Raw genomic sequence first — 12,240 nt, forward strand, 5'->3', positions numbered from 1 at the left:
ATTTATTGCGTTGTTCTGGAGGGCGTAACTATGCTTCAACATATGGCTAAAAAATATAAAGATCAGCATAAAATTTCTAGGCTGCAATCTTCCTTTTTCCGAAAAAGCTTGATTATTGTCTTATTCATTACCTGTCTGCCAACTACTTTTATTGGGTTCACACTGTATTTTATTGGGGTTCACCGCATTGAAACCGAAGTAAATAAAACCCACCAATTAAGTGTTAATCAGATTTCGAAACAATTGGATGACCAACTCTCCCAACTCGAGATACGCCTCGCTCAATGGGTATTCAATCCCATATTTAGTGAGAAATTGAAAACGCTAAATTTTGGTCAAGAAGTAGACTTCACCAGGGATATGCTGAAGTCACTCCTGCTTATGCAGGAATCGAATCCGCTTATCGATGAAGTCTCTTTGTATATTGATAGCAACCAAACTTTGATTAGCAGCTCCCGTGGCGTTAACAAGCTGAATCAAACGCAACAAAATCCACATGATGCTTACCTGCATCTACTGCAAGAGAAGAAGAATATTTTCTGGACCAAGTCCTTACCTTTACAGAGCATTACCAATAGCCCTTCCGTTCCTACCGACTTTAAATATAGCTTGGTACATAAATTACCTGGCGATTCCTCTGAGAAGTATGGGGTATTCATCGTTAGAATAAATACTGCCAAGTTAATCACTTATTTCTCTGAACTAAGTGATTCAAGTGCTCCTTTTCTTATGGATACGAATGGGGATTGGTTAGTTGGAGGTCGTCCCCCTACATCAGAAGCTAGTCTTCTAGAAAATACGATTCACAATGAAATCATGGATCGCTGGCCAAAGCAGAAAGAAGACACTTTCCTGTATGGCTTTCGCAACACCAAATATTCAATTTCTTACCACACCTTCTCAAGATTAGGGACGGAGTGGATATTTACGACTTTCTCCGACATTTCCAACATATCCAAACCTGTCATTCTCATGTCTCGCCTGATTATAAGTATTAGTGTATTCGGTTTCATTACCGCCATTTGTTTATCCTGGTTTGCGTCTCAGCGGATCTATCAACCCATTGCCCGATTAATGGGAACCGTGATAAAGGATAAAAAGGACCGAGGGAATGTGAGAGGGGATGAGCTGACCTTCATTGAGAAGGAATGGCAACATTTATCTCGCGAAAGTCACATCTTGCAAACGAAGGTTGAAGAACAACTGCCTACCCTTCGTGAAGGTTTTATGCTCCAGTTGGTTCAAGGACGCTTGTATTATTTAGACGAGAATGAGTTAACTGCAAGGATGTCCTATTACGGTTGGGACACCGTTGGTCAACAGTACACAGTGATTGCCGTGCAATTGATTGGATTGACATCAGAAGGCGGGAAATTCAAAGAGGATGATGAGCAGCTTGTCACCTTTGCCGCTGCCAATATTGTAGATGAAATTACTCATTTGCATATTGAACAGGCTTATGTGATTAATTTTCAGGATTTATTCGTTGGGATTATCCTTGCACTCCCAACAGATACCCCGGGTATGACAATGAAGAAAGAATTGACTCAGTTATCCCAAGAGATTATTACAACGCTGAATCATATCCTCAAGCTTCAAGTTACTGTTTGCATTGGCCAACTCAGTAATGAGCTTACCCGCATTCCTACCTTAATGGAAGAAGCCCGCCATACACTTCGATTCAGGAAGTTGCTTGAAGCCAATCAAATTATTGATATGGATTCCTTAATCATTTCAGGAGATTATACGTTCCGGTATCCCTTTGAGATTGAGAAGGAACTTATCCATGCCATTCGTTTGGGGCAAGAAGAGGAGGCGTTTCATCGGGCCGAGGAGTTCATTGCTGAATTAGATCGGAACGCAGGTGTTGAACTGTTCCTCCAACAAGCCATGATGCAACTAATAGGAAATGTGAATAACACTCTGCTGCAGGCCGGATTTAATGTTTATTCCTATCACAGGGGTCACAATATCATGGAGGAGCTCCTTCAGCTGCGACAATCCGATGAAATGTTGAAGTGGTTTAAAAGCAATGTCATCTCCCCCTATGTGATGGAAATGCATGAATCGTATCATGCCCATTTAACACAGAACATCGAGAAAGTCATTCGACTGGTTGAAGAGAGATACATGACTGACTTGTCGCTAGAGGAATGTGCAGACCTGCTAGGTGTTCATGTAACTTCACTCAGTAAAACCTTTAAGCAAATCAAAGGCATTAACTACGTTGATTATGTAACGAAGGTACGCATTGATACTTCCAAGAAGCTATTACTGGAAACTGATCTGAAAATCAGTGAAATAGCTGAAAAGGTTGGCTACCAGCATTCCTGGTTTAACCGAGTGTTCAAAAAATCGGAAGGGGTTACACCTACCCAATTTAGAGAACAGCAACGGTAGTCAATTTGTGTTAAAAGGCCCTGCATCTCAACTCTAATGAGATGCAAGGCCTTGCTGTGTCTTTCAACTGGTAGACATTCCATTTCTATGCTACAGCTTATCAAGCTCTTGCCTAAGGGTTCTCACCATTTCTTGATAATGTATGTCTACTCGTGCTTTTGCGGCTCTCGCTTTGTCTCTTGCTTCTTCAGGGTGCAGGGCTAGTTGGCATACAGCAGGAACAATCCGCTGTCGATCCTCTTCCTGATCCAAATCGAACAGCCATTCACCTAGACCGATGTCCTGCCACATCCATCCTTTCGTCGACTGTTCTTCCCACCGACAAACAATAGCAGGGATACCATGACCAATACACATAATCGGCGAATGCATCTCACTTCCAAAAAGTCCAGCTGATCGTATATATACGCTTATTGCCTCATCCGGCAACCAAAATTCCTCACGCCAAACGACCCGTGTTTTGATATCATCTGGCAACTTATTAATAAGCATTTCCTTGCTTAGCTCCATTTGCGTCATATCCTCGGGACACACCAGGACTTTCAGCGATGTCTGTCGGACGACTTCAATGATGGCTTGCCGGATATCAGCATGATCTTGTTCTTTCATCAACTCATTGTAGGCATGCTTTTCCTCATTGAATGGTACGTTTTTTACTTTCCAGAACGGTGTATATCTGTTTCTGACAACACAGCAAAGGAATTGACCTTCATAGAGATCATTTGCAGCGAGGAAAGCTTGAGCCCGCTGTTCATCTCTCAGATCGACGGCGAAAGCACCATCAGGGCCAAATTTCATCAGAGGACTCGTAATTTCGTCGCCTAGTGCTTTCTCCAAAGAAACGGAATCTCTAAAATAGATAAACTTGGCTTGTGACAAAATGGTCTTCATCTCAGGCCAATTAGATTCATTATAGCCTCCATATGTGATACCAAATACACCAAAAGACTTGCCCATATGCTTTGTATAGGCAATCATATCCTCATGTCCAACGAGTAATGGTCCTGAGCCATGTAATACAAATACACTTCGATCTATGGCTTCCTGCAACTCACGATTGGTCGCCCTTCCATCGGTGCCGATACTTCCCATCACAATCGAAAGATGAGGGAACCTTCTATGAATCATATCCCTAACTTCATCAGAGAAGTCTTCCGAAGCCCAGAGAATGACCTCCACCTCGGGTAAATAAGCTTGCAGTAGTTGTAGTACGCCTGGGGTATGAGCGATATCGCCAATGTTGACTACCTGCCAAGAAGATCGCAAGATGATTGTATTTTTGGTCATAATTATTTATCACTCCTTATCATCGTACTTGGTTGTTCTACTAATCGTAATCGTGAATCTATTTTCCTGCATTAAGAGTTAATTGTTCGGTATCATTTTTTTTGACCAAAATAGTCTTACTACCAGAAAGCCGCTCCACTTAGCAAGGGTTTGGATAAGCAATAGCATGTATCTGCTTAAAAAATATCAAAAAACCTTACGATACCTCGTAAGGTTTGACCAGCTTCATTGCCGCTTCCAACTGAGCCGCTAAACCCGTACCCATTTGTGAAAGAATTCGATAACCGTTACGCTGAAGCTCTTCCCCTGCTTTGTTGTTCTGTGTCACGCCATGCAGGATACCATCGGGTGTCACATACTTGGCAAGTGAATCCCTCGCTCTATTGCAGGAAGAAAGAGTATTGCTATCGAGTATACCTAGCTTTACACCGATAGCCAATGCCGTAGCAATCGCAGATGAGCCTGACGTTTCTACTCCCGTGTGCGGCTCATTCACGTATACAAACCAAAGCCCATCTTGCGACTGGTACTTCATCACCTCTTCCGCGACACGCGCAAGCTCTAGCTTAAGTAGGTCTATGCGTCTCAACGCTGCCTCGGGTAAACCATAAATCTCTTGAAGCACCCGCAACGTACGCGCCATTCCCAGCATGTACCAAGCATAAGCTCTCGACCATTGGCAGAAGCTTCTGCTGCCATCCGACTGATAGCGCAAATATAGCGCATTTTCCCAAGCTAGCTTATCCTTTCGTATCTCTAACTGTTGAAGCGCTGAGTCCACTAAATCCACTCTTTCGTAGATCTTAGCTAACACAGCCATGGGATAGGCAATTGTGTAGCAGCCTTCAGCAGATAGCATAGCGCCATCCCAGATTGAACCATCTTCAGCTCGCTCGGAAAGCCAGAACGCAATCGCTTTCTCAAGCGCAGGATGCTGCGGCTCCAACTGAGCAAGTGCAGCGAAAGGCAACGTCCCCTCAATGCCGTATACCTGTCCGTCAACAGGCTCACTACGGGGATTCTCATAGCGTAGTATCCCTTGCTTATCAATGAACATTAGAATGTGCTTCCTCGCTGTTTCGCGAAAATGTCCTCCTCCTACTGCCTGCTCTAAATCAAGCAGACCATCCAGCACACAGCCTTCGAGCCAACCGAAAGGTTGCAAAGATGACATGGAGGCAAGCGTATTTGAAAGCCTTGACCAAGGGTTGAAGGATTCACAGGGTGTCCTAAGAAGATGAGGCAGCAACAAGGGAGCTTCTACTGGGCCCTCTGTGAAAATCCATAGGGACGCACTTCCTTTTACCAATCGCAGCTCGACTCCCTCGCTTGAAATGAGTGCCATTTGCGTAGCAGTTAATTGTAACTGGTAGGGTTGAAAGACAGAGGCATAACGAATATCCAAAATGCCGATCTGTACACTTGTTACTGCAGTAGCTACCTCGACACAAACTTCCTCACGTAAATCCAAAGCAACCGAAATTCTCAAATACCCTGGTTGATTGCTAACTGGAACAGACCAGAATAGCCTTACCCACTCCTTGGAAGAAGCCCCCACTGCAGTGGCTGACCATCCAAATGGGATACGCTTCCCCTCTGGAACAGCACAACTTTGGTTACTAACTGTACTTGCCAAAACATAAATCTTGTCATTCTGTCGTGTATTTGTCTTTATATCCATACATAAATGTCGTTCCCCTCAACATCAACCTCATACCCGCGGAGCTGAACACCGCCTTCAACCAAATGCTTGCCGTCGGTCAGCCCGAACTCCCAACCGTGCCAAGGGCAGCGTAAAATCTCTTGATCTCGCCCATATTCGTATTCATATACCAAAGAAGGAAGGCGTGTTCCGCAAATGACCCCTTCGCAAACGGGAGCCGCCGCGTGAGGGCACATATTCCGCCACACATAGTAGCTGCCATTAACAAGAAAGATGCCGATTTCTATGCCGTTGATGCTAACAATTTTGCGTCCATTCTCTATCAAGTCATTAACTTTAGCTGCTGGGTATTTCGTTTTTACTTTACTCATGTCTACACCCCCTGTTTAACGACAGGGAATGTGTGTTGACCATATAATTCCACAGCATTATCGGCAAGAATTCGCTGTCTCAAGTCTTTGCGTATTGGCTGGAGCACCATTTTGGGATTGTCGAAATCCCAGTGTGGGTAATCCGAAGAGAACATCACCATATTGTCAGCGCCAATCATATCAAAGATCTGATTAAGATGTTCAGGCTTTGCAGGCTCTTCGATCGGTTGTGTCGTTAAACGAATATGCTCTCTAATATAATCTGAGGGCAATCGTTTAAGCCACGGGACAAGATCCCTTAGCGCTTTATAGTTCTTGTCCATCCGCCACATCAGATGTGGTAACCAGGCAATACCACCTTCTATGGCGACAAACTTCAATTTAGGGAACTTTTCGAATACACCTTCGCAAACTAAGCTATTCACGTGAGCCATATAATTTGTTGGGAGTATATTATGCCATTCCAAATATGTCGTTGGATATCCTGAAGGAGTTGGCGCTCCAGCAATGCCTCTGCCTTCTGTCCCAGGATGAACAGCAACGGGTAATCCGTTACGCTCGGCTGCTTCATAAATCGGATGAAAGCAGCGTTGACCAAACAATTGCCGTGAACCGCTGCACATAATCACTTGAATCATATCGGGATGCTTGGCCATGCGATCAATCTCTTTGGCAGCCGCCAACGGATCAGCGTGGTTCACAAGAATAGAACCTTTATACACAGGACTTGCCTTCAGCCAAGTTTCGACCAGCCAATCGTTGTAGGCACTAGCCACCACATTCCCATAATCTGGATTCGGATTTAGCGAAATTCCCAATATGCCTGAGCCTGTCAATATCCCGTAATCAATGTTGTACTTTTCAAAATGGTGTTTAAGCATATGATGCGGATCACTCCCAGGTATGCCCCCACCATTAGGAATGGCATCTTTACGCATAACACCCACGGGTGAATGCCAACCTCCGCCATAGCCTGGGCCAGCAGACAGCCAATAATCATGCCAGACTTTGGGCAAATACGGCAGCAGGTCCTTGTTATGCGCAATGGCATTATGGACATCTGCATCAATAATATTCGGTTTATTGAACATTCGAAATCGCCTCCAGGTAACGTATGAAATCCTTTATATATCTCACTATAAAGGGTCGAAATCACTACGTACATGAAGGATAATTCTGAAAATATGGATTTTTGTTATGTCAATATCTCATGAATTTCGATACTCACGAGGATTCATCCCCGTATCTTTTGAGAAGATACGCGAGAAGTAGAAAGAATCTGCAAATCCACAATCTTCTGCAATTTGTCTAATCGGCAACTTCGTGCTTTTCAACAAAAATTTCGCGCGATCTAGTCTGACTTTGGTTACATACTCAATTAAGCTTAAACCCGTATATTTCTTAAATGTAATCGATAAATAACCCGGAGATATTGAAACATATTCGGCAATTATTTCCCGAGTCATATTTTCTTTATAGTTCGCTCGAATAAATTCGGAAGCTTTTTCAATCAGACTAGCTGTTGAACTCTGTTCTAGTAGTTCCATACCCACGAGCTCATTGACTCGCTGTACGTTATTTAGAAACTCTAGTTTTACGAGCCATTCATAGCTTCTGCTTTTGGACTGCCACATATGGAAAGCTTTGCGAAACGAATCTTCGATAGTTGCTTGCCCGATTGGAAAAACTTCACCGCAGATCGGTAACTTCCCAATGCTATCCATGGATAGCATTTCCCCATTTTCCCATCGCACAAGTCGATATTGAAAATGAAACGAAAAAAAACAGACGGGATGCGCTGGCGTCGTTGTGATTCGCATGTGGGCGTTTGGCCATACTTGAAACAATTGCCCTGGATGAAGTGGGTACGGCTTGCCATCGATCTCAAGAGTGCCTGCACCTTGATACACGTACGAAAGTGTATGCAATCTTGTCTTGTCGCGCAGCAATTCGTGATTAAAGTGGTCCCAATACGCTTTATCTCGCTCTACAACATCGATAATTCTTGGGGTGAAGCTCGTCAGGAATTCATCATTCATATCTGGTCTGCCTTTTCGCGATATTGGCCTGGCGTTATTCCCTCATACTTTTTAAATAGTCGGTTGAAATAGGGAGGCTGATAGCCAACTTGGATTGCGATATCATTAATTTTCTCGTCTGTCTCTACGAGTAGCTTTTTGGCTTGATTAAGCCTATATTGTGTCAAATAGTCAATGAACGTCTGTCCAGTTACTTGCTTGAAGCCGACACTTAATTTCTTCGAATAGGTGCCATGAAGGTCAGCACATGCTTCAAGTGAGATATCCTTGGCATAAGTTGTGTGAATGGTTTGAAGCACATTTTCAACTAACTGCTTGAGCTGCATATCTTGTGTGCTGTGTAAACGATACACATAAGGCTCAATAATATGTTGCTTCATCCAAGCAAGTATGGCTTCAGGCTCACGGACTTCGGCCAGTTGTTCCCACATATCCAGCCCTTCATTCAAAGCGAGTGGGTTATACCCCGAAATCATAATGGTATTCAGCATATTACTACATAATTGTAGCAGTCCTTGTCGAACACCTAACTCAATAGCCGACTGCTTCTTGAGAATCCGAAGAAACTCATCCAACATGTGAGAAAGCTCTGGTTCATTACCTGAGCGCAATGCCTTAAGGAGGAGACTTTCTTCTTCGAAAGGATAAAGAATGGCATCATGACCGCCCGGAATGAGTTCATTCACATCCAGAATCTGCTGCTCTTCCCCTATTTTCCGGTGATTCAACGCACTACGAGTGTCATCAAATAAAAATGGAAGTCTGCGTAACTCCGAGGTACGTGCACCAACACTTACAGTTACTTCCAATTTCAATAAGCTATTTAACGTATGGGCAAGCTCTTCTGCCAAGTGAAATAGATTCGACTGCATGCTTTCCACAGTCATTTCTGAAGGTTGACGAATTAAAATCCCGAGCGTCATATCATGAAAATTAACCGTATTCACATCCAAGCCTTTACCCTTCGTTAACTCTTGGGTAATGTTCACGGCTGCGAAGGTAACGAGTTGTTCGTCACCTTGCGAGAATTTGCCTTCCGATCGATAAATACCATGCAATTGTACAGCCATTACGGCAAACACACGATCCGTCACTTCCCACCCATACTGTACCATGCGGTCTGCCAATTCATTTTCGCTTAAAAATGAAAGATGCCCTTGTAAGAGCTGTAAGAGAAAGTTCTCCCGTAAAGACGGCAATTGTTGATCAACTCTCTCTTGCAATATTTGACTTTCCCGTGAAAGATGCTTCCATTCATCAGCGATCGTTGCAAATTCATCTGTCGTAGCTGCGGCTCGACCTGGTAATAGCTGTTGCATCAGCCGTTGAACGGGTTGGTACATCTGACGATAGGAATACCATGATAGGAATAAGGCAAGCAGGATCCCGAAGCAGCCGGTCAAAATCATGAAGCGTGACACGGTCTGAACGGGTTTGGTCATTTGTTCCAATGGTGTAGCAGCGGCAATAATCCACATATTCTCAATGCGCTTCATCTGGCCGTATGAAACCGAATAGGCTTCGCCGTCCCAAGACTCAACAGCGGAAGCATGATCTATCTTCTGTTCTTTAACCGAATTCATCAAAGTGAGATCTAGCGAAGTGGGTTGATGAATATCAGTTGCCCCTAATGAAACGATGCCTCCATCCTGCTGCATTAGAATGGTCGACCCCGTCCCTTCTGAGTCTAACTCGGCAATTAGTGCATTTAACTGTTTAGCGCTTACATCAATAATTAACGCTGCCTCAGTCTCTACAAGTCCGCCAGGAATGCGCACAATCAGGGTATAGGGTACATTCTCATTTCGTGGTGTCAGGCGATTGGTCCAGTAAACATCCCGTTGGTAAGAAGCCAATGCCCGGTACATCATCTTCTCTTCCGTCGATTCAATGTTAACAATGCCCGTGCTTTCTTTAATCAGCACCTGCTGCTTATCAAGATATAAGGTAACTTCCTGAATGAGGGGGTCAGAGGATTTAATCCACGTTAAAGCTTGATAAATTGAACGCGTGCTTCGGTAGTCTTTAAACAAATCCAAGTCCTTATAACTGCTGCTTAAATTTAAATTAAATGACCATTGGGCCATGATCGATTCTAAATGATTTAAATTTTCATTGATGCGCTCCGTCGCGTAGGCAACTTGATTGCGATGTGTCTTCTGCGCCTCTGCCTCGATCTGCTGTGTACCAAGAACATACAAAATCATGCCAATGATGGCTGCTGGCAGACAAGCACTTAGGATTGCGATCAGAAATCCTTTCCGTTGATAATGTTGTCTCCGCATAGGTTTAATCCTCCTAATCAACTTAAGATGATTTATCCATTACCTGTTGTCCATCCATCATATAAGAAAAAAAAGCCGTCTGCAAAGGGAAAATAATTAAAAACAGGCCAAGAATAAATGTGCAAGAGCAGGAAATTTGCCTTACCCAAAAGTGATAGTCTTGGAAATAACCCAGAAAAACTATCTAATTGATGGAAATACACTTTATGCCTAAAGTAAAGCCAAGAGACCGACACTACTTCTGGGAAAGGTGAAAACTATGAAGAACAAAACCATGCTTATTGCCCCTCCTCATGCAGGCCAACCTGTATCTACACCAGCTCTATCCAACTGGATCCGAGTTTGGAGGGGCTTGAAACGAGACCGAATGCTTTACCTAATTGCCTCTCCCATGCTGGTATACTTCCTTATCTTTAAGTATCTGCCGATGTGGGGTGTACTCATTGCCTTCAAAGATTATTCCCCCTATCTAGGCTTCTGGGATAGTCCTTGGGTTGGATTTCAACATTTCGAAAGATTCTTTGCCAACGATAGTTTTTTCCAGCTTTTACGCAACACGCTAGCCATCAATCTACTGAATTTAGTCTTTTTCTTCCCGCTTCCCATTGTGCTTGCACTCATGCTGAATGAAGTACGGAAAGAATGGATTAAGCGAATAATTCAATCCGTTATTTATTTACCCCATTTTCTATCCTGGGTGGTTATTGTCGGGATTACATATTTGATGTTATCCACCTCTAGTGGTTTCGTGAATAAGTTTCTGGAGTCGCTCGGCTATGACAAAATCAATTTCTTAACGAGTCAAGGCTTATTCTGGGCTTTGCTCACGCTGCAATCCATTTGGAAAGAAGTAGGCTGGGGTACCGTTATCTTCTTGGCCGCAATTGCATCTGTGGATACGCAACTCTTCGAAGCGGCACGAATGGACGGCGCAGGCAGACTTCGCCAAATCTGGCACGTCACCTTGCCTGCTATCCGCAATGTTATTATTATTCTGCTCATTCTGCGTATCGGGCATATGATGGATGTTGGCTTTGAACAGGTGTATCTGATGATGAACGGCGCTGTTTCCGATGTTGCGGACGTATTCGATACGTATGTCTATCGCAGCGGTATTCAGCAAGCGCAATTCAGCTTTAGTACCGCTGTAGGTTTGTTTAAATCTATTGTAGGTGTGATTTTGGTTGTTATGACAAACCGGCTTGCCAAGAAGTTTGGCGATGACGGTATTTACTAGGAGGGCTGATCAATGACTCAACGCACTACAGCCGACAAGTGGTTTGAAGGAAGTATTTTAGCAGCATTAATCGTGGTTGCTCTGGTTATGCTATTTCCCTTTTACTATATAACTGCTGTTTCTTTTACATCACCCATTGAATACTTAAAAAAAACCGTCGTCATCTTCCCAGAAAAATGGACACTTGACTCTTATCGCTATCTGCTTTCAAATAACGTATTTATCCAAGCAGCAGGTGTGAGTACTTTTCTAGCTACCGTTGGTACATCATTAAGCTTAATCATTACTTCCGCTGGCGCGTATGCTTTATCTAGAAAACGACTTCAAGGCCGCAGAATTCTATTGATCTTAATTTTAATGACAACACTATTCAACCCAGGCATCATTCCACCTTATTTAGTTGTAAGAGATTTACATTTAATAAACACCATATGGGCACTTATCTTACCCGTTTTGACAAGTGGGTGGTATGTCATCTTAATGAAAGGATTCTTCGACAGCATTCCAGATGAGCTTGAAGAAGCTGCCAAAATTGATGGTGCAACAGATATGGGCGTTTGGTTACGTATTATTTTACCCTTATCCCTACCATCGCTTGCCGCATTTGGCCTTTTCTATGCAGTAGCCTACTGGAACACATTCTTCTCTGCTGTCCTTTATATAACGAAGCCAGATCTTCGTCCCATGCAGATTGTCCTTCAAATGCTCCTTATTGATTCCTCCTCTTCTTCTTCCGGAGAGATTGCGAATTCAATGGCTGGGGACATTGCAATCCCGACAGACACGTTGAAAATGGCAGCTGTGGTCATTTCTACAGTACCTATACTGCTCGTGTATCCGCTGCTCCAAAAACATTTTGCAAAAGGGGTGATGGTCGGATCTATTAAGGGGTAATCTGCCCATGTGTTTCATTAGAAAATTAGTTTTCGTAATGTATGTTAGGTCAAAAAATTGTATG

The 12,240-nt window shown here is 43.5% G+C and carries 9 protein-coding genes; 3 read left to right on the forward strand and 6 right to left on the reverse strand.

Features of this window, described 5'->3' with window-relative positions; all coding sequences use genetic code 11:
- Positions 1 to 30: 30 nt before the first annotated feature.
- Positions 31 to 2,400: a helix-turn-helix domain-containing protein gene (locus tag ACSQ8O_RS19560; RefSeq protein WP_436243017.1), complete on the forward strand. Its 2,370-nt coding sequence runs from the start codon at positions 31 to 33 to the stop codon at positions 2,398 to 2,400.
- A 90-nt stretch (positions 2,401 to 2,490) separates the two neighbouring features.
- Here ACSQ8O_RS19560 and ACSQ8O_RS19565 read toward each other — a convergent pair whose 3' ends face one another.
- From ACSQ8O_RS19565 to ACSQ8O_RS19590, 6 genes are all read right to left on the reverse strand, one after another.
- Entirely contained in the window at positions 2,491 to 3,687 is a 1,197-nt protein-coding gene (locus ACSQ8O_RS19565) for a polysaccharide pyruvyl transferase family protein (protein WP_436235104.1), read from the reverse strand.
- A 196-nt stretch (positions 3,688 to 3,883) separates the two neighbouring features.
- Positions 3,884 to 5,368 (reverse strand): glycoside hydrolase family 88 protein, encoded by a 1,485-nt coding sequence (locus ACSQ8O_RS19570; RefSeq protein ID WP_436235103.1) that lies wholly within the window; start codon positions 5,366 to 5,368, stop codon positions 3,884 to 3,886.
- Positions 5,359 to 5,721 carry a Rieske (2Fe-2S) protein gene (locus tag ACSQ8O_RS19575; protein ID WP_436235102.1) on the reverse strand — a complete coding sequence of 121 codons (363 nt, stop codon included), beginning with the start codon at positions 5,719 to 5,721 and terminating at the stop codon, positions 5,359 to 5,361. Before ACSQ8O_RS19575 ends, ACSQ8O_RS19570 begins: the two co-directional genes overlap by 10 nt.
- A gap of 2 nt (positions 5,722 to 5,723) precedes the next feature.
- Positions 5,724 to 6,812: an amidohydrolase family protein gene (locus tag ACSQ8O_RS19580; RefSeq protein ID WP_436235101.1), complete on the reverse strand. Its 1,089-nt coding sequence runs from the start codon at positions 6,810 to 6,812 to the stop codon at positions 5,724 to 5,726.
- 117 nt (positions 6,813 to 6,929) lie between these two features.
- Entirely contained in the window at positions 6,930 to 7,760 is an 831-nt protein-coding gene (locus ACSQ8O_RS19585) for an AraC family transcriptional regulator (RefSeq protein WP_436235100.1), read from the reverse strand.
- Positions 7,757 to 10,045 carry an AraC family transcriptional regulator gene (locus ACSQ8O_RS19590; RefSeq protein WP_436235099.1) on the reverse strand — a complete coding sequence of 763 codons (2,289 nt, stop codon included), beginning with the start codon at positions 10,043 to 10,045 and terminating at the stop codon, positions 7,757 to 7,759. The genes ACSQ8O_RS19585 and ACSQ8O_RS19590 overlap by 4 nt, the downstream gene beginning before the upstream one ends.
- Positions 10,046 to 10,304: 259 nt before the next feature.
- Here ACSQ8O_RS19590 and ACSQ8O_RS19595 point away from each other — a divergent pair, with 259 nt between their 5' ends.
- Together ACSQ8O_RS19595 and ACSQ8O_RS19600 are read left to right on the forward strand one after the other, a co-directional pair.
- Positions 10,305 to 11,282: an ABC transporter permease gene (locus ACSQ8O_RS19595; protein WP_436235098.1), complete on the forward strand. Its 978-nt coding sequence runs from the start codon at positions 10,305 to 10,307 to the stop codon at positions 11,280 to 11,282.
- 12 nt (positions 11,283 to 11,294) lie between these two features.
- Positions 11,295 to 12,176 (forward strand): carbohydrate ABC transporter permease, encoded by an 882-nt coding sequence (locus ACSQ8O_RS19600; RefSeq protein ID WP_436243018.1) that lies wholly within the window; start codon positions 11,295 to 11,297, stop codon positions 12,174 to 12,176.
- Positions 12,177 to 12,240: the final 64 nt, after the last annotated feature.

The sequence above is a fragment of the Paenibacillus sp. LjRoot56 genome (genome assembly GCF_964253335.1).
Taxonomy (GTDB): domain Bacteria; phylum Bacillota; class Bacilli; order Paenibacillales; family NBRC-103111; genus Paenibacillus_E; species Paenibacillus_E allorhizoplanae.